Origin of the sequence: Streptomyces sp. NBC_00554, from assembly GCF_041431135.1 — a bacterium.
Classification (GTDB): Bacteria; Actinomycetota; Actinomycetes; order Streptomycetales; family Streptomycetaceae; genus Streptomyces.
Window position 1 is genome coordinate 9,027,687 of sequence record NZ_CP107799.1, and the last position, 16,139, is coordinate 9,043,825.

At 69.4% G+C, this 16,139-nt stretch carries 17 protein-coding genes; 5 read left to right on the forward strand and 12 right to left on the reverse strand.

Annotation, left to right across the window (positions count from 1 at the left end):
• Nucleotides 1-9 precede the first annotated feature (9 nt).
• On the reverse strand, nucleotides 10-465 hold the full coding sequence (locus OG266_RS40090; RefSeq protein WP_266469088.1) for a MarR family winged helix-turn-helix transcriptional regulator: 456 nt from the start codon (nucleotides 463-465) through the stop codon (nucleotides 10-12).
• 137 nt (nucleotides 466-602) lie between these two features.
• On the opposite strand from OG266_RS40090, the gene OG266_RS40095 reads away from it, so the two are divergent.
• Both OG266_RS40095 and mltG read left to right on the forward strand, forming a co-directional pair.
• A complete protein-coding gene (locus tag OG266_RS40095) occupies nucleotides 603-2,402 on the forward strand; it encodes an ABC transporter ATP-binding protein (RefSeq protein ID WP_371551852.1) in 1,800 nt (599 codons plus the stop codon).
• Between the two features lie 43 nt (nucleotides 2,403-2,445).
• Nucleotides 2,446-3,288: an endolytic transglycosylase MltG gene (mltG, locus tag OG266_RS40100; RefSeq protein ID WP_371551853.1), complete on the forward strand. Its 843-nt coding sequence runs from the start codon at nucleotides 2,446-2,448 to the stop codon at nucleotides 3,286-3,288.
• Between the two features lie 16 nt (nucleotides 3,289-3,304).
• On the opposite strand, the gene OG266_RS40105 is transcribed toward mltG, so the two are convergent.
• From OG266_RS40105 to OG266_RS40125, 5 genes are all read right to left on the reverse strand, one after another.
• Nucleotides 3,305-4,402 carry an FAD-dependent oxidoreductase gene (locus OG266_RS40105; RefSeq protein ID WP_371551855.1) on the reverse strand — a complete coding sequence of 366 codons (1,098 nt, stop codon included), beginning with the start codon at nucleotides 4,400-4,402 and terminating at the stop codon, nucleotides 3,305-3,307.
• 68 nt (nucleotides 4,403-4,470) lie between these two features.
• Entirely contained in the window at nucleotides 4,471-5,496 is a 1,026-nt protein-coding gene (locus OG266_RS40110; protein ID WP_371551858.1) for an ABC transporter substrate-binding protein, read from the reverse strand.
• 53 nt (nucleotides 5,497-5,549) lie between these two features.
• Nucleotides 5,550-6,293: an ABC transporter ATP-binding protein gene (locus tag OG266_RS40115; RefSeq protein WP_371551860.1), complete on the reverse strand. Its 744-nt coding sequence runs from the start codon at nucleotides 6,291-6,293 to the stop codon at nucleotides 5,550-5,552.
• On the reverse strand, nucleotides 6,266-7,144 hold the full coding sequence (locus OG266_RS40120) for an ABC transporter permease (RefSeq protein WP_371551862.1): 879 nt from the start codon (nucleotides 7,142-7,144) through the stop codon (nucleotides 6,266-6,268). Before OG266_RS40120 ends, OG266_RS40115 begins: the two co-directional genes overlap by 28 nt.
• 126 nt (nucleotides 7,145-7,270) lie before the next feature.
• Nucleotides 7,271-7,354: a putative leader peptide gene (locus OG266_RS40125; RefSeq protein WP_353962413.1), complete on the reverse strand. Its 84-nt coding sequence runs from the start codon at nucleotides 7,352-7,354 to the stop codon at nucleotides 7,271-7,273.
• Between the two features lie 122 nt (nucleotides 7,355-7,476).
• On the opposite strand from OG266_RS40125, the gene OG266_RS40130 reads away from it, so the two are divergent.
• Both OG266_RS40130 and OG266_RS40135 read left to right on the forward strand, forming a co-directional pair.
• Nucleotides 7,477-7,899: a secondary thiamine-phosphate synthase enzyme YjbQ gene (locus OG266_RS40130; protein ID WP_266469096.1), complete on the forward strand. Its 423-nt coding sequence runs from the start codon at nucleotides 7,477-7,479 to the stop codon at nucleotides 7,897-7,899.
• Nucleotides 7,900-7,962: 63 nt separating this feature from the next.
• The gene (locus OG266_RS40135) at nucleotides 7,963-8,520 is read left to right on the forward strand and encodes a hypothetical protein (RefSeq protein WP_371551864.1); all 558 of its coding nucleotides are present in this window, start codon (nucleotides 7,963-7,965) and stop codon (nucleotides 8,518-8,520) included.
• A 26-nt stretch (nucleotides 8,521-8,546) separates the two neighbouring features.
• Here OG266_RS40135 and OG266_RS40140 read toward each other — a convergent pair whose 3' ends face one another.
• Together OG266_RS40140 and OG266_RS40145 are read right to left on the reverse strand one after the other, a co-directional pair.
• Nucleotides 8,547-9,383 carry an SDR family oxidoreductase gene (locus OG266_RS40140; protein WP_371551866.1) on the reverse strand — a complete coding sequence of 279 codons (837 nt, stop codon included), beginning with the start codon at nucleotides 9,381-9,383 and terminating at the stop codon, nucleotides 8,547-8,549.
• A gap of 183 nt (nucleotides 9,384-9,566) precedes the next feature.
• Nucleotides 9,567-10,988: an MFS transporter gene (locus OG266_RS40145; protein ID WP_371553130.1), complete on the reverse strand. Its 1,422-nt coding sequence runs from the start codon at nucleotides 10,986-10,988 to the stop codon at nucleotides 9,567-9,569.
• A gap of 326 nt (nucleotides 10,989-11,314) precedes the next feature.
• Between OG266_RS40145 and OG266_RS40150 the strand changes: the two genes are divergently transcribed.
• The gene (locus OG266_RS40150) at nucleotides 11,315-11,995 is read left to right on the forward strand and encodes a TetR/AcrR family transcriptional regulator (protein WP_371551869.1); all 681 of its coding nucleotides are present in this window, start codon (nucleotides 11,315-11,317) and stop codon (nucleotides 11,993-11,995) included.
• Nucleotides 11,996-12,086: 91 nt separating this feature from the next.
• Here OG266_RS40150 and OG266_RS40155 read toward each other — a convergent pair whose 3' ends face one another.
• The 4 genes from OG266_RS40155 to OG266_RS40170 all read right to left on the reverse strand — a co-directional run bounded on the left by OG266_RS40155 (nucleotide 12,087) and on the right by OG266_RS40170 (nucleotide 16,131).
• Nucleotides 12,087-12,623, reverse strand: coding sequence for a hypothetical protein (locus OG266_RS40155; RefSeq protein ID WP_371551871.1), 537 nt, complete (start codon nucleotides 12,621-12,623; stop codon nucleotides 12,087-12,089).
• A gap of 177 nt (nucleotides 12,624-12,800) precedes the next feature.
• On the reverse strand, nucleotides 12,801-13,667 hold the full coding sequence (locus tag OG266_RS40160; protein ID WP_371551872.1) for a sugar phosphate isomerase/epimerase family protein: 867 nt from the start codon (nucleotides 13,665-13,667) through the stop codon (nucleotides 12,801-12,803).
• Nucleotides 13,664-14,680, reverse strand: a complete 1,017-nt coding sequence (locus OG266_RS40165; RefSeq protein WP_266866314.1) for a Gfo/Idh/MocA family oxidoreductase — start codon at nucleotides 14,678-14,680, stop codon at nucleotides 13,664-13,666. Before OG266_RS40165 ends, OG266_RS40160 begins: the two co-directional genes overlap by 4 nt.
• A 23-nt stretch (nucleotides 14,681-14,703) precedes the next feature.
• Complete coding sequence (locus OG266_RS40170; RefSeq protein WP_371551873.1) at nucleotides 14,704-16,131, reverse strand: sugar porter family MFS transporter; 1,428 nt, start codon at nucleotides 16,129-16,131, stop codon at nucleotides 14,704-14,706.
• Between the last annotated feature and the right edge of the window lie 8 nt (nucleotides 16,132-16,139).

A 16,139-nucleotide genomic window follows, 5' to 3' on the forward strand; every position in this document is an offset into this window, starting at 1 on the left:
TGCGTGACCTCAGCAGTCGTGGTCCCGCCTCGGCACCCCGTCCACCAGCGTGTTCAGGAGCCCGCCGAGTACCTCGCGCTGCCCGTCCGTCAGGGGGGCGAGGATCTCCTCCGCGGCCGAGCGGCGCGCGGCGCGCAGTTCCCCCAGGGCTTTGCGCCCCTCCTCCGTGACCTCGATGCGGATCACCCGCCGGTTGGTGGGATCGGGCGCCCGGCGCACCATGCCGCTCGCCTCCAGGCCGTCGACCAGGGTGGTCACGGCGCGGGGCACCACCTCGAGGCGCGCAGCCAGATCGGCCATGCGGGGCGGTGAGCTGTAGTGCGCGAGCGTGCGCAGCAACCGGGACTGGGCCGGTGTGATGCCCAGCTCACGATGCTCCAGATGGCGCTTCTGGATGCGGTGCACTCGGCGGGTCAGCCGCAGCAGTTGCTCGGCGAGCAGGCCGTCGGCATCGGGGGTGGTCATGTGGGAACAATATCAGGACCTTGTTCATTGTGAGTATAGGTAACAATGAGCTATGCTCCGCCAGGCGTCACAAATTTCCGCAAGTCGTGATCACTGATCACTGCAAGTCATCGTCGTCTCATCTCCCGTAGGAGCCCATGCGTCCCGAACGACCCACCTGGACCCCGTCACCTGCCGACAAGGAACAGCCGCGGCAGGTGCGTCGCATCCTGAAACTCTTCCGGCCCTATCGTGGCCGCCTCGGGGTCGTCGGCCTGCTGGTCGGCGCCGCCTCCCTCGTCTCCGTCGCCACGCCCTTCCTGCTGAAGGAAATCCTGGATGTGGCGATCCCGCAGGGCCGCACCGGTCTGCTGAGCCTGCTCGCGCTCGGCATGATCCTCAGCGCGGTCGTCACCAGCGTCTTCGGCGTGTTGCAGACCCTGATCTCCACGACCGTCGGCCAGCGCGTCATGCACGACCTGCGCACCGCCGTCTACGGCCGCCTGCAGCACATGTCGCTCGCCTTCTTCACCCGGACCCGCACGGGCGAGGTCCAGTCCCGCATCGCCAACGACATCGGCGGCATGCAGGCGACCGTCACCTCCACCGCCACCTCGCTGGTCTCCAACCTCACCAGCGTCGTCGCCACGATCGTGGCGATGCTCGCGCTGGACTGGCGGCTCACCGCCGTGTCGCTGCTCCTGCTGCCGATCTTCGTCTGGATCAGCCGCCGGGTCGGCCGCGAGCGCAAGAAGATCGCGACGCAGCGCCAGAAGCAGATGGCCACGATGGCCGCCACCGTCACCGAGTCGCTCTCCGTCAGCGGCATCCTGCTCGGCCGCACCATGGGCCGCGCCGACTCGCTCACGAAGTCCTTCGGGGACGAATCCGAGAGCCTTGTCGACCTCGAAGTGAGGTCGAACATGGCGGGCCGCTGGCGCATGGCCGTCATCACCATCGTCATGGCCGCGATGCCCGCCGTCATCTACTGGACCGCCGGCATCGCCTTCCAGCTCAGCGGCTCGACCGTGTCGATCGGCACACTCGTCGCCTTCGTCTCGCTCCAGCAGGGCCTGTTCCGGCCGACGGTCAGCCTGCTGTCCACCGGCGTGCAGATCCAGACCTCGCTCGCCCTCTTCCAGCGCATCTTCGAGTACCTCGACCTCCCCATAGACATCACCGAGCCGGACAACCCCGTCCACCTCGACCGGGTCAAGGGCGAGATCCGCTTCGAGGACGTCGAGTTCCGCTACGACGACAGAAGCGGTCCGATACTCGACGGCATCGACATCACCGTCCCCGCGGGCGGCAGCCTCGCCGTCGTCGGCCCGACCGGCGCCGGCAAGTCCACGCTCAGCTATCTGGTGCCGCGGCTGTACGACGTCACGGGCGGGCGAGTCACGCTCGACGGGGTCGATGTCCGCGACCTGGACTTCGACACGCTCGCGCGCGCGGTCGGCGTCGTCTCGCAAGAGACGTACCTCTTCCACGCCTCGGTCGCCGAGAACCTGCGCTTCGCCAAGCCGGACGCCACCGACGAGGAGCTGGAGGCGGCGGCGCGGGCGGCCCAGATCCACGACCACATCGCGTCCCTGCCCGACGGGTACGACACGGTCGTCGGTGAGCGCGGCCACCGGTTCTCGGGCGGCGAGAAGCAGCGGCTCGCCATCGCCCGGACCATCCTGCGCGACCCGCCGGTGCTCATCCTCGACGAGGCGACCAGTGCTCTGGACACCCGTACGGAGCACGCCGTCCAGGAAGCCATCGACGCGCTGTCGGCCAACCGGACCACGCTCACCATCGCGCACCGCCTGTCCACCATTCGTGGCGCCGATCAGATCGTGGTCCTCGACTCCGGCCATGCGGTCGAACGGGGCACGCACGAGGAGCTGTTGGGGCAGGAGGGGCGCTATGCCGCCCTCGTCCACCGGGACGCCCAATTGGAGCCGACAAGATAAAGATATGTCGGGTTTATGTGCATTAGCGGGTTACCGTGCCCGCATGCAGATGAACACTCCGCCACGGAGCACGATTCGACTGACGCGCCGGGGCCGGGGCGCCCTCATCGCGGCCGGAGCCGTCGTGGCGGCCACCGCCGTGGCGGTGCCGCTGCTGAGAACGGGGGGCGAGGCCGCGCCGCCGACGGCCCTCGTGATCCCGGAGGGCTGGCGTGCGGGCCAGATCTACGACGCCGTCGACAAGGTCCTCCGGGTGCCGCCGGGCACCGCCAAGAAGTCGCTCGGGAAGGCCAACCTGAAGCTGCCGAACGACGCGGAGGGCAACCCGGAGGGCTATCTCTTCCCGGCGACGTATCCGATCGACAAGAAGGCGACTCCGGAGTCGCTGCTGTCCTTCATGGTCAGCACCGCGAACCAGAAGTTCAACAAGGCCCCGGTCGCCGCCGGGGCGCAGCGCAACGCGATGAACGTCTACCAGGCGGTCACCATCGCGAGCATCGTCCAGGCCGAAGCGGCGACCAAGGAGGACATGGGGAAGGTGGCCCGGGTCATCTTCAACCGCCTGGAGAGGGGCATGCCGCTCCAGATGGACTCCACCATCAACTACGCGCTGAACCGTTCCACGCTGAACACGAGCCAGGACGACACGAAGATCAACAGCCCCTACAACTCGTACCAGCGGATGGGTCTGCCGCCCACGCCGATCGCCAACCCCGGCGAGGAGGCGATGCGTGCCGCGATCGCCCCGACCCCGGGCGACTGGCTGTACTTCGTCACGGTCAAGCCGGGCGACACGCGCTTCACCGCCAGCTACGAGGAGCATCTGAAGAACGTCGCGGAGTTCAACCAGAACCGGAAGAGCACTTCCCCGAGCCCCACCCGCTGATCCGTCGTACGGGGCATCACGCGGCGACCGGCGCCCCCGCCAGCAGCCGCCTGATGTCCCGCACCGCGGCGCGCCCCGCCCGGTTGGCGCCGATGGTGCTGGCCGAGGGGCCGTACCCGACGAGATGGACCCGAGGATCGGCGACCGCGCGCGTCCCCTCGACGCGGATGCCGCCGCCCGGCTCGCGCAGCCGCAGGGGCGCCAGATGGTCGATGGCGGCCCGGAACCCGGTCGCCCACAGGATGACGTCGGCGTCCACGTGACGCCCGTCGTCCCACGCGACACCGTCCGGTGTGATCCGGTCGAACATCGGCTGCCGGTCGAGAACGCCGTCGTGCAGGGCCTGCCGGATCGCGTCGTTCAGCGGCAGTCCGGTCACCGAGACGACGCTCTTCGGCGGCAGCCCCTGACGAACCCGTTCCTCCACGAGCGCGACGGCCGCCCGGCCGAACTCCTCGTCGAAGGGCCCCTCACGGAAAACGGGCGGCCGACGTGTCACCCAGGTGGTCGCGGCAGCGTACGGGGCGATCTCCATCAGATGCTGGGTGCCGGAGGCGCCGCCGCCCACGACGACCACCCGCAGACCGGCGAACTCTTCGGGGCCCGGGTACTGCGCGGTGTGCAACTGCCGCCCGCGGAAGGTCTCCTGCCCTCGATAGCGCGGCCAGAAGGGCCGGTCCCATGTCCCGGTGGCATTGATCAGCGCACGCGCCGACCAGGTCCCGGCCGAGGTCTCCACAAGCAGCCGGCCCGCGGAGCCCTCGCGCACCGCACGCACGTCGACCGGCCGGCGCACCCGCAGCTCGAAGGCGCGCTCATAGGCGTCGAAGTACTCCGCGATGACCTCGGCGGACGGGCGCGCCGGGTCCGAGTCCGTCAGTTCCATGCCGGGCAGCGAGTGCATCCCGTGCACCTTGCCGTACGTCAGTGACGGCCAGCGGAACTGCCAGGCGCCGCCCGGACGCGGCGCGTGGTCCAGGACCACGAAGTCACGCCCGGGCTCGAAACCGGCGCGCCGCAGGTGATAGGCGCTGGACAGTCCGGCCTGTCCAGCGCCTATCACCACGACATCGACCTCGGTGGCGACCTCGGCGTCGACTTCGCGTGCTTGCACCCCGGTGTTGTTCACGCTTCTACCAACCGGACCGGGGTCCGGGATCTTCCCGGAGGGCCCAGCCGTGGCTACGACTCCTTGTAGACGCGAGGCGCGGTCGTGGACGGCGGCAGGTCGCCGTTGAAGCGGGTGTCCACGAAGTCGGCGAAGTCGACCTTGTTCGGGATGAGCTTCAGGCTGGTGAAGGTGTCCGCGATCTGCTGCTCGGAGTCGATGAGCGGCTGGTCGACGGCCACCGGGACGCGGGAGGCGTGGGTGCGCTTCACCGAGGCCAGCGCCACCTCGTACGGCAGTCCGGTGTCCTTCGCCCAGACCTCGGCCCACTCCTGAGGGTGGTCGTAGACCCAGTCCTGTGCGCGCCGCAGCCGGTCCAGGTAGTCCTTGATGGCCGCGGCCTTCTCCTTGTCCGCGAGCGCGGTGGGCGCCGCCACCTGGAAGTTGAGTCCGTTGACCGCACCGTCGCCGTCCGCCAGGATCCGGCCCTGCCCGCCCTGCAGCACCTGCGAGGTGTACGGGTCCCACACCGCCCACGCGTCGATCTTGCCGCTGGTGAACGCGGCCAGCGCGTCGGCGGGCTGGAGGTACTTCACCTGCACGTCGCTCAGCCCCAGCCCGGCTTCCTTGAGCGAGGCGATCAGCTGGTAGTGCGCGGAGGAACCCTGAGCCACGGCGATCGACTTGCCCTTGAGCTCCTCCGGCTTCTTCAGCGACGAGTCCTTCGGTACGAGGATGGCCTCGCCCTTGGACGTGCCGTGCCAGGCCGCCACCACGGAGATCTTCGAGTTCGCGCCCGCCGCGAAGACCGGCGGGGTGTTGCCGACCCCACCGACGTCGACGGCCTTGGCGTTGACGGCCTCCAGGAGCGGCGGGCCGGACGTGAACGTCGACCACTTGATCTTGTAGGTGAGGTTGTCGAGCTCTCCGGCGGCACGCAGCACCGCCTCCGAACCACCCTTCTGGTCACCGACGTTGAGCGTGACGGAGCCCTTGCCGTCGGTCCCGGAACCAGTGTCGGCCGCCGAGTTGCCACCGCAGGCGGAGAGGAGCAGGGCCAGAGGGAGGAGCAGGGCAGCGGGGGCGAGGCGTCGTCGCATGGCGAATCCGTTCAGGTGAGGGTTTGGTGCAACTGAGAGGCGAGCGGGGCGGTTCAGGCGGCGGTGCCGACGCCAAGACGTTCGAGGAGGCCGGCGCGCAGCTCGGCGAAGCGGGGGTCGGCGATGTCGCGCGGGCGGTCCAGGTCGACCTGTGTCTCGTACGCGATGACGCCGTCGTCCATCACGAGGACACGGTCGGCGAGCAGGACCGCCTCCTCGACGTCGTGCGTGACCAGCAGCACGGCGCAGCCGCGGCGCAGCCACAGTTCACCGACCAGGCGCTGCGCCTTGATCCGGGTGAGGGCGTCGAGCGCGCCGAACGGCTCGTCGAGCAGCAGCAGATCGGGTTCACGGACCAACGCACGGGCCAGCGAGGCACGTTGGGCCTCGCCGCCGGAAAGAGTCTTCGGCCAGGCGTCCGAACGGTGGGTGAGGCCGACCTCGGTCAACGCCTGTTCGGCGACGGCTCGTTCGGGCTTCCCGGGCAGGCCGAGCAGGACGTTGCGCCACACCTTCTTCCACGGCATGAGCCGCGGTGCCTGGAACGCGACAGCCTTGCGGCGCGGAACGAGGACGGTTCCCTCGATGTCGCGGTCGAGCCCCGCGAGGATCCGCAGCAGAGTGGACTTGCCGCAGCCGCTGCGCCCGAGCAGGGCCACGAACTCGCCCGGCCTGACGTCCAGTTGGAGGTTGTCGATGACGGCGCGGCCGTCGAAGGAGCGGGTGAGGCCCTGCACTCGTACGGCTGAGGCCCTGGCCTTCTGGGCGCTCATCGGCCCGTGAACGTCGGTCGCCATTGCAGCAGCAGCCTTTCGAGGGTGCGGACGATGAAGTCGGCGAGCAGGCCGAGGAAGGCGTAGACGATCAGGCAGACCACGATCACGTCGGTCCGCAGGAAGTCGCGCGCCTGGACCATCAGGAAGCCGATCCCGGCGTCCGCGTTGATCTGCTCGGCGAAGACGAGGGCCAGCCAGGCGATACCCAGTGAGTAGCGCAGCCCCGTCATCGCGCCGGGCAGTGCGCCCGGCAGCACGACATGGCGGACCAGCCCCCAGCGGGACAGCCCGAGGGACTCCCCGGCCTCGATCAGCTGGGAGTCGACGCCGCGGATACCGGCGTACACGTTCAGATAGAGCGGGAAGGACACGCCGAGGGTGATGATCGCGACCTTCGGGGCCTCGCCGATGCCGAACCAGATGATGAACAGCGGGATCAGCCCGACGAAGGGCACGGTCCGCAGCATCTGGACGCTCGCGTCCACCAGATCCTCGCCGATGCGGAACAGCCCTGACACCAGGGCGAGCCCCGTACCGACGACGGTTCCGAGCAGGAGCCCGACGGCGACGCGTTGCAGTGATACGCCCATCGCGTTGGGCAGCGAACCGTCGGCGATCAGATCGCTCCCGACCCGCGCGATGGTGCCCGGCGAGGCAAGGATGTCGGGGGCCAACGCACCGGTGGCGCTCAGGAGTTGCCACAGGGCGAGCAATAGGACGGGGCCGGAGGTACGGCGCAGCCAGCGTGGCACGCGGGAGCGGCGGGTGGAGGTGGGGACCAGGGGGACGAGCTCGGGTGGGTCAGGTTCATCTTCTGATATAGGTGAAATATCCGGCTCGGGGGAGCTGGGCGGGGCATGGCTGATGCTCATGAGTGCTCCACGGGGAGAGACGGGGAGAGAGCGACCGGAGAGGGATGCGCCTCGGTGCCGCTACGTCAGCTCAGACGTGCGGTCAGGGCGGAGCCCAGGCGGGAGAAGAAGGCTGGTGAAAGGGCGTCAGCAGCCGCGGCGACACGCGGCGGAGGCCACCCGCAGCAGGTCGATGTGACCGCGCGTGGTGAGCATGACTGAACGCAACATGCGCCTGAAAGTAGCCAGCTCGTTCGCGTACGGTCAATGGTGTCTCGCGGGATGGACCCCTCGTATCACATGACGGTCGGCCGACCGGATGCGGAACCCGGCGTGTGGGCGAGGATTGGTGCATGCCCGATGCCTTCACCACCCGAGTCCTGAACGTCGCCACCGGTTCCTCGGAGACCGTCGTCGACCTCACCCGCGACTGCGAGGCCTTCCTCAGGGAGGCGGCAGCCGGCCGCGACGGCCTTCTGAACGTCTTCGTGCCCCACGCGACCGCCGGCATCGCGATCATCGAAACCGGCGCCGGCAGCGACGACGACCTCCTCGCCGCCCTGCACTCCCTGCTCCCTGGGGACGACCGCTGGCAGCACCGCCACGGCAGCCCCGGCCACGGCCGCGACCACGTACTCCCCGCCATCGTCCCGCCCCACGCGACGCTGCCGGTGCTGGGCGGGAGGCTGGAGCTGGGGACGTGGCAGTCGGTGTGTCTGGTGGACACCAACATTGACAATGCCAACCGGCACGTGCGGTTGAGCTTCCTGGGGTAGGCAAGATCATCCTGGGGGTGGCCGTCCATTCTCCGTACCCTGCGTGCGGAACTGGAGAAGGGGATGCCCACCACCAGATGGGACAAGATCGAGCGTTCCTACGACGGATGCGGAAAGTGCCTGCTGGGAGTACGACGGCTCTCGCGCATGAAGGCGGCAACCTCGTCGCCTGAGCGACAGCGAGAGGACGTCCTCACGGCCGCGGAAGCGGTCGGCGGCCACATCATCGGCTGGGCCGACGACTGGGAAGTCTCAGGCGCCACCGATCCCATGACGCGACCCAAGCTCGGGCCCTGGCTCCGCTACGAGCGTGGCCCGTATGACGGACTCGTCGCGGCTGCGGTGAAGGTGGTGCCGCCTTCGTCGACGAACTTTGCGGAGACCGGCGTCGCCGGCTTCCGTGTCAACTCCGTCGCCGCCCGCGCCAAGGTGGCCAAGCGCACCCTCGACAGCCTCCGCCGACTGCTTGCGGCCCGCTGTACCCTCCAACTCCGCGACGACGCATGGCGACGCGGCGAACTGCGCCCCGGCATCAGCGCGCACGGCGTCTGCGAACAATTCCTCGACCTGGTCCTCCGTGGGCTGCGCGCCGCCCACTTCGGCGACGCGGGACATGCCTGACGCGCGGCGGTGGCGGCAGAGCCACCTCAGGCCGCGGGGGTCGTGTTCCAGCGCTGTGCGGAGACCGTCCCGCCGTCCACCAAGAGGTCGTTCCCCGTGATGAAGGCGGAGTCCGGTCCCGTCAGAAACGCGGCGGCGCTCGCGATGTCGTCGGGGGTACCTGCCCTGCGCGCGCCGGAAAGGTCGAGCATGGCCTGGATGTGGACGCCGGCCGGGCCCTGAAGTTCCTGGGCGCCCATCGGCGTGGAAATCACTCCGGGGCTGATGGTGTTCAGTCGTGCCCCCTTGGCCCCCCAGGCGTGGGCGGAGGCCTGTACGCGCAGCTGATTGGCGCGTTTGGCCACCACGTAGGCCAGAGCGGGCTCGGATTCGAGGTCGAACTCCTTGTGCTCCAGGAGTTCATCGGTCGGGGCGGTCGCGAGGTGCCGTTCGAGGTCCGCGGACAGCGATGCGAAGTGCCCGGCCATGCTCGCCACGCAGACCAGTGACGTACCCGCGGAGGCGACGGGAAGGAACGCGTCGATGACATGGGCGGTGCCGAGCAGGTCCACCTCGTAGATCTGCCGGGCGGTCGCCATGACGGGGGAGACCCCGGCGGTGTGGACGACGGCGTCCACCCGGCCGGCGGCCCCGGCGGCTACGGCCAGGCTCTCGACCGAGTCCCGCTGCGTGACGTCCACCGTGTGGCCTTCGACCTCGTGGCCCTCGCCGCGCAGCGTACCGACAGTCGCTTCCAGGCCTGGGGCGGACCAGTCGGCCAGCAGAACCCGCCGCCCGGCGGCCAGGCGGCGTGCGACGGCCAGCCCCATACCGCCGGTACCGATGACTACGAGGACGTTGCGTGCTGGGACTTGGGGGCTCATCTCGACTCCTTGGCTGACTGTGTCTGGCTGTGCTGGTTACGACTTGCTGTGTATGGCGAGTTGACGTCACCCCGTCGGCTCGGATTTGGAAGTCGAAGCCGGCCGCTGGGTGGCGGATGCCCTTCGGACGGAGCCTGCGAAGAGCGGCGGGGAGGGGGCCCGGAGCCTGGTACGCCGAGGCGTCTACGCCCCGTCAGCCCCGTGACGGGCCGTGGCGTCCTGCGCCGAGCTCCGCTCCTTCGCGGTCGGCTTCTCCGACGCCGACTCATCGTCCGGCGCCGTCGCGAGGCCGTTGGCACGTCGGCCCGGCAGGAAGGCGGTGAGGAGCAGGGCGCCGATCGCTGCCCCACCGCCGATGCCCATCGTGGTGCGGAAGCCGGCCTCGGACGGGAGGGCGTGGCCGCCGAAGTCCGTGGTCATGTGGGCCAGTACGACGCCGAGCACCGCGCTGGCGACCGAGGTGCCGATGGCGCGCATGAGGGCGTTGAGGCCGTTGGCGGAGGCCGTCTCGGACCGGGGTACGGCCGCCACGATGAGCGCGGGCATGGAGCCGAAGGCGAAGCCGATTCCTGCGCCGATCACGGCCGCGACGAGGATGAGCTGCCATACGGCGCCCATCAGGACGATGCCCAGGCCGTAGCCGGTCGCGATCACCGCGGCGCCGATCATCAGCGAGACCTTGGGACCGAAGGCCGCCGTAACCTTCGCGGAGAGCGTCGCGACGACCATCATCACCAGTCCGGCCGGGGCCAGGCACAGGCCCGCGACCAGCATCGTCTGCCCGAGGCCGTATCCGGTGGCCTTCGGCATCTGCAGCAGTTGCGGCAGGACGAGGGACATCCCGAACATCGCGAACCCGACCATGATCGAAGCGAGGTTGGTGAGCAGCACCTGGCGGTCGACGGTGGTCCGCAGGTCCACCAGGGGCTGGGCGGAACGAAGTTCCCACCATCCCCACACCAGCACGATGACCACTCCCGCGGCGAACAGCCCGCCCGTGGAGCCACTGGCCCAGCCCCAGTCGGCGCCCTTGGAGACGGCCAGCAGCAGGCAGAGCAGCCCGGCCGTCAGCCCGACACCTCCCACCAGGTCGAACCGTCCGCCACTGCGGACCCGGGACTCCGGCACGAACACCAGCACCAGCGCGAGCACGGCGGCGCCGAGGCCCGCGGACACCCAGAACAGCGCATGCCAGTCGGCATGCTGGGCGAGCAGCGCTGCCCCGGGCAGACCCAGGGCACCGCCCACCCCCAACGACGAGCTCATCAGAGCCATGGCGGCGCCGAGCTTCTCGGGCGGGAGTTCGTCCCGCATGATGCTGATGCCCAGTGGGATGACGCCCATGGCGCAGCCCTGAAGTGCCCGCCCGACAACCATCGGGGCCAGCGAGTCGCAGAACGCGCTCACCACGGAGCCGATCACCAGCATGCCCAGGCTGGCCAGCAGCATCCGCCGCTTGCCGAACATGTCTCCGAGCCGCCCCACGACCGGCGTGGTCACAGCGCCGGAGAGCAACGTGGCGGTGATCACCCAGGTCGCGTCGGCCGTCGAGGCATGGAGCAGCGCCGGGAGCTCGGAGATGAGCGGCACCACGAGGGTCTGCATCAGCGCGACGACAATCCCGCCGAAGGCCAGTACGGCTGTAACAGCGCCGGCACTCGGCCCGTTGTCGCTCGCCGGTTTCTCCGCCAGCGGTGAAGTCGTCACTGCGGACACGGGGGTACCTCCGCTCCTGAGGGTGCGTCAGATGGCGCCTTGGTGCGCTCATGTCGAACCCGCTGAGTCTGTGGCCGCGAGTCTCCCATATTTTTCGTAAGGCATACGCTAAATACCGCTAACCCCGCCATCGGGCCGACAGCCCCGACGCCGGTCGGCCGCGTAACCTGACGACGGCGCGCGCACGACGGCGGGCGCAAGGAAGGACGCAGCCGATGGCGCAGTCAGCGACCGGGACCGCAACCCGCGGAAGGGGACGCCCGCCGCGCCTCTCGCGGGAGCAGATCGTCGAGGCCGCCGTCGGCCTTCTGGAGCGCGATCCGGACTCCGACCTGACCATCAAGCGCGTCGCCGAGGCCGCCGGCGCCGCCCCGATGGCCCTGTACCGCTACTTCCCGGACCGCGACGCGCTGCTCCAGGCCGTGGCGGACCGTGTCCTGTCCCGCATCCAGCCGGTGACCCTGACCGGGGAAACCTGGCAGGAGCAGGTCCGCCAGTGGATGCGCAACAGCCGGGAGCGGCTGCGTCCGCACGCGCAGCTCCTGCCGTACATGGCCTCGACACAACAGCCCGTCGGAGTGAGGTCGTTGGCCAAGTTGGCCGAGGTTCTTCGCCCGCTCGGTCTCCACGACGAGGACCTCGCCGTGGCCGTCCTTCTCATCAGTTCGACGACCATTGGCTACGCGTCGTACGAGACACGCCGCAGCCCCACGGAACAGATCGTCACCCAGCTCCAGGCGGGACTCTCGGTCCGCCCCGAGAGCGAGCGCGAGGCTCTCGCGCCGCTCCTGCCCCGGATGCCCGCCGCCTTCGCCCGCCTCTACGACGTGGTCCTCGACCAGACCGTCGCCGCGATCGAGGCCCTCGCACCGGTCGGCTCCGCCGCCGAACGGTAGTGCCCTGGGCGTACGAGACCGACAACCGAGGTGCGGCAAGGGGCGCCCGCAGTCGGCAGCCGCTTGTGTGACGAACACCAGCCCTCGACGGTCACACCTCCGATAGATCCCGGGCCTTCACCGGGAGCCGCGTCTCGAAGGACTGGTTCGCGGCCAGCGCGGTGACCAGGGACCGGGCCCCGTCGGTCGCGCCCGCCGCCCGGCCGAGCGGGTCCGAACCGCCGGTGGGCGGCCCGCCGAACAGGTCCTCGAGCATGCGGACATCGCCCCCGCCGTGCCCGCCCTCTCCCGTCGCGACCTTCACCTCGGCCGGCTGCTCCCAGAACCGGCGCAGCAACAGCTGCGTACGACCGGGGTCGTCACCGACCGCCGTCCCGTGCATGACCGCGCTCGTGCCGTCCGTCCGTGCCCGGGGCCGGGTCCAGGTGGATTCCTCGACGAGGAGTTCGAGGCGGCCCGCGCTGCCGTTGAAGGCGATCCGGTAGCCCTCCCAGGGGGCGTAGGCGTTGAGGTGGTAGGTGAGGGTGGCGCCGGAGGTATAGCTCACCAGCACCGCCATGTCGTCCTGCCAAGGGCCGCCGTCCAACAGATCCGGCAGCGTTTCCCGCAGCCACTTCTCGATGTCCACGGCCGCCAGTCCGGGCAGATCGGTGCTCAGGGGCCGACCCCGCTTCCGTGTTCGGCGGTACTGGCACGGCGTGCGGCCCGTTTGACGAACACCTTCGCGTGCGACGACGACTCGGTGCCCCGGCCGCCCTCGACCACCTCCCAGCATCATCTCAAGTCGGCCTGATGGGGCGGTCGGTCACACGGTGAGTTCCTTGGTGATGCGGTCGAGCATGAACGCCGAGGAGTCGCGGGCGCGTTCCTCCCAGGCGAAGACGCAGGCCGTGGCCACGCCGTCGAAGTTCAGCTCGCGCAGGGTGCCGAAGAAGGCGTTCCAGTCGACCTCGCCCTGGTCGATGTCTAGGTGCTGGTGGATGCGGGCGGTGGTGCCCGGCGGGTTGAGGATGTAGCGCAGGCCGCTGGAGCCCTTGTGGTTGAAGGAGTCGGCGATGTGCACGTGTTGGAGCTTGTCGCCGGCGTAGCGCATCATCGCCGCGATGTCCGCCGTCGGGTCGGAGCCCGAGAGGTGGAAGGAGTGCGGGGCGCAGTAGAGGTAGTTCACCCAGGGCTTGTTGATCGCGCGGACGAGGTCGACGGCGGGGGTGTTCTCCTCGCAGAAGTCGTCCGGGTGGGCTTCCAGGTTGAGGGCGATGCCTTCCCGCTCGAAGACCGGGAGCAGTTCTTCCAGCGAGCGCCAGAAAGCGGCTTCGCTCTCGGCGGCATGTTCGGGGCGGCCGTTGAACTCCGAGTTCATCAGCGGACATTCGAGCTCGGCGGTGATCTCGATCATCCGCTTCCAGTAGCGGACGGCGGTCTGCCGCTCGGTCTCGTCGGGCGAGGACCACTTGTACAGCGGGAGTACGGAGGACAGCTTCACTCCGTGCGTACGCAGGGAGTTCTTCAGCTCCGCCACGCGGGCGTCGTCCGCACGCGGGTGCAGGAAGAACGGCATGAAGTCGTCGCGGGGCGACAACTCGATGTAGTCGTAGCCGAGTTCGGCGACCGTGCGCACCATGTCGTCGATGGGCAGGGCGCGGAACATGTAGGGGTCGAGGGCGATCTTCACGCGGCACCTCCGTAGAAGGCGGGACGGGGCTTGAGGTCGGTGGCGACGACGTGGCCCGATTCCAGGGCCTCGACGGTCGCGCTGGTGATGACGGTGGCCGCGTAGCCGTCCCAGGCCGAGGGGCCGGTGGGCTCGTTGCCGGCGGCGATCCCCGCGATCCACTCGCGGAACTCCGTGTTGAAGGCGTCCGCGAAACGGCCCACCCAGTCGGTGAGCACCTCCGTGCTGTGCTGCCCCGCGCTGCGCACGCCGACGGCGGCCGGGTCGGGCAAGCGGACGAGCCCTTCCTCGCCCACCGCCTCGCACTGGATGTCGTAGCCGTACTGGCAGTTGACGAAGACCTCCAGGTCGATGCGGACGCCCTTGGCGGTTTCGAAGAGCATGATCTGCGGGTCCTTGAGGTGGGCGAACCGCTTGCTCGTGGCGCGCGGGGTGACCACCTGGGTGGAGACGATCTCGTCGTCGAGGAGCCAGCGCAGTACGTCCACCTCGTGCACCGCCGTGTCCAGGGCAGCCATGTCGGACGTGTACGACTCGGGCACGGTCGGGTTGCGGTGGGCGCAGTGCACGATCAGCGGCTGGCCGATGCGCCCGGAGTCGATGACCTGCTTCAACTGCCGGTAGCCGGCGTCGTAGCGGCGCATGAAGCCGACCTGGACCAGGCGGCGGCCGTGTGCCGTCTCGGCCTCGATGATCCGCAGGCAGTCCTCGGCGGTCGTGGCCAGCGGCTTCTCGCAGAACACCGGCTTCCCGGCGGCTATCGCGGTCAGCACGTGCTCGGCGTGGGTCGGGCCCCAGGACGTCACGAGGACCGCGTCGACATCGTCCGCCGCGATCACGGCGGCGCCGTCGGGCAGCACGCGGGCACCGACCGGCGCCGCCGCCTCCTCGGCACGGGCGGCGTCGATGTCGGTGACCGCGGTGACGCGGGCGCCTGTGACGGTGTGGGTGAGGCGTTGGATGTGTTCCTTGCCGATCCAGCCGGCGCCGATGACTCCTACACGTACGGTCATGGTCATTCCTTATGCAGACGAGGTCAGGAGAAGCGCGCCCGGAGTTCGGCTTCGAGGGTTTCGAGGGTGCGGCCCTTGGTCTCGGGGACGTAGAGCTTGACGAAGGTGAACGAGAAGACGCCCGCCACCACGAAGAGGAAGAAGGTGTTGGAGACCCCGATGGCGGAGACCAGGGACGGGAAGACCAGCCCGATCGCGAAGTTGGTCAGCCACAGCACCACGGCCGCGACACCCATCCCGAAGCCGCGCATCCGCATCGGGAAGATCTCCGAGAGCATCAGCCAGGTCACCGGCGAGATCGCGCCCTGCTGGAAGGCGAGGAAGGTGACCGTCATGGCGAGCACGGCGAACGCCCGGCCGTCACCGGAAGGCAGCAGCAGTGAGAAGACACCGATCAGCAACAGGGCTGCTGTCGTGCCGATCTGACCGGTCATCAGCATCGGGCGGCGGTTGACGCGGCCCAGCAGCCAGATGCCGACGAAGGTGGCGAGCACCGAGATGACACCGTTGGCGATGTTCGCGGTGAGGGCGCTGTCGGCGGTGAAGCCGGCGTCGGTGAGGATCTGGGTGCCGTAGTACATGATCGTGTTGACGCCGGTGATCTGCTGCACGATCGCGATGCCGAAGCCGACGAACATGAGCTTGCGCAGCCACGGCGTGGACTTCATGTCCTGCCAGCCGCCGAGCTTCGCCTGGTCCTCCTTGACGGCGAGCGCGGAGACCTCGGCGAGTTCGGCCTCGGCCCGCTGTTGGGACCGGACCTGCTTGAGCACTTCGAGGGCTTCGGCGAAGCGGGTCTTGGAGGCCAGCCAGCGTGGGCTCTCCGGCATGACCAGCATGCCGAACCAGAGCACGACGGCCGGGATCGTGGCGAGCACGAGCATGTAGCGCCACACCCCGCCGGACTCACCGCCCACCCGCGCGATGACCGCGTTGGAGGTGAACGCGAGCAACTGCCCGCTGACAATCATGAGTTCGTTGCGGGTGACCAGTGCCCCGCGCCGCTCGGCGGGCGAGATCTCGGCGAGGTAGACGGGCACGGTCACCGAGGCGCCGCCGACCGCGAGGCCGAGCACGAAGCGGGCCACCACCATGACGGCGGTGTTCGGTGCGAGCGTGCAGCCGAGTGCGCCGACGAAGAACACCACGGCGAGGACGAGGATCGTGCGGCGCCGTCCGCGCGCGTCCGAGAACCGTCCGCCGGTGACCGCGCCCACCGCCGCGCCGAGCAGCAGCGAGCTGGTGACCATGCCCTCGGTGAAGGGGGTCAGGCCCAGGTCGTCGGTCATGTAGGGCAGGGCGCCGTTGATGACGCCGGTGTCGTAGCCGAAGAGCAGTCCGCCGAAGGTGGCGATGACGGTGATGAGCCGCAGCCGCCGTGACACCGCCAGAGGGGCGTCGTCCGCGAACGCGGTGGCCGGGGCTGTGGTCGTGTCGTCCCTGACGTCCATAGCCGCCG

Bases quoted from the DNA above. Each gene is read 5' to 3' on its own strand.
- OG266_RS40090 (WP_266469088.1), bottom strand. From the start codon at position 465: ATGACCACCCCCGATGCCGACGGCCTGCTCGCCGAGCAACTGCTGCGG.
- OG266_RS40095 (WP_371551852.1), top strand. From the start codon at position 603: ATGCGTCCCGAACGACCCACCTGGACCCCGTCACCTGCCGACAAGGAA.
- mltG (WP_371551853.1), top strand. From the start codon at position 2,446: ATGCAGATGAACACTCCGCCACGGAGCACGATTCGACTGACGCGCCGG.
- OG266_RS40110 (WP_371551858.1), bottom strand. From the start codon at position 5,496: ATGCGACGACGCCTCGCCCCCGCTGCCCTGCTCCTCCCTCTGGCCCTG.
- OG266_RS40115 (WP_371551860.1), bottom strand. From the start codon at position 6,293: ATGGCGACCGACGTTCACGGGCCGATGAGCGCCCAGAAGGCCAGGGCC.
- OG266_RS40120 (WP_371551862.1), bottom strand. From the start codon at position 7,144: ATGAGCATCAGCCATGCCCCGCCCAGCTCCCCCGAGCCGGATATTTCA.
- OG266_RS40125 (WP_353962413.1), bottom strand. From the start codon at position 7,354: ATGTTGCGTTCAGTCATGCTCACCACGCGCGGTCACATCGACCTGCTG.
- OG266_RS40130 (WP_266469096.1), top strand. From the start codon at position 7,477: ATGCCCGATGCCTTCACCACCCGAGTCCTGAACGTCGCCACCGGTTCC.
- OG266_RS40135 (WP_371551864.1), top strand. From the start codon at position 7,963: ATGCCCACCACCAGATGGGACAAGATCGAGCGTTCCTACGACGGATGC.
- OG266_RS40140 (WP_371551866.1), bottom strand. From the start codon at position 9,383: ATGAGCCCCCAAGTCCCAGCACGCAACGTCCTCGTAGTCATCGGTACC.
- OG266_RS40145 (WP_371553130.1), bottom strand. From the start codon at position 10,988: ATGCAGACCCTCGTGGTGCCGCTCATCTCCGAGCTCCCGGCGCTGCTC.
- OG266_RS40150 (WP_371551869.1), top strand. From the start codon at position 11,315: ATGGCGCAGTCAGCGACCGGGACCGCAACCCGCGGAAGGGGACGCCCG.
- OG266_RS40165 (WP_266866314.1), bottom strand. From the start codon at position 14,680: ATGACCGTACGTGTAGGAGTCATCGGCGCCGGCTGGATCGGCAAGGAA.
- OG266_RS40170 (WP_371551873.1), bottom strand. From the start codon at position 16,131: ATGGACGTCAGGGACGACACGACCACAGCCCCGGCCACCGCGTTCGCG.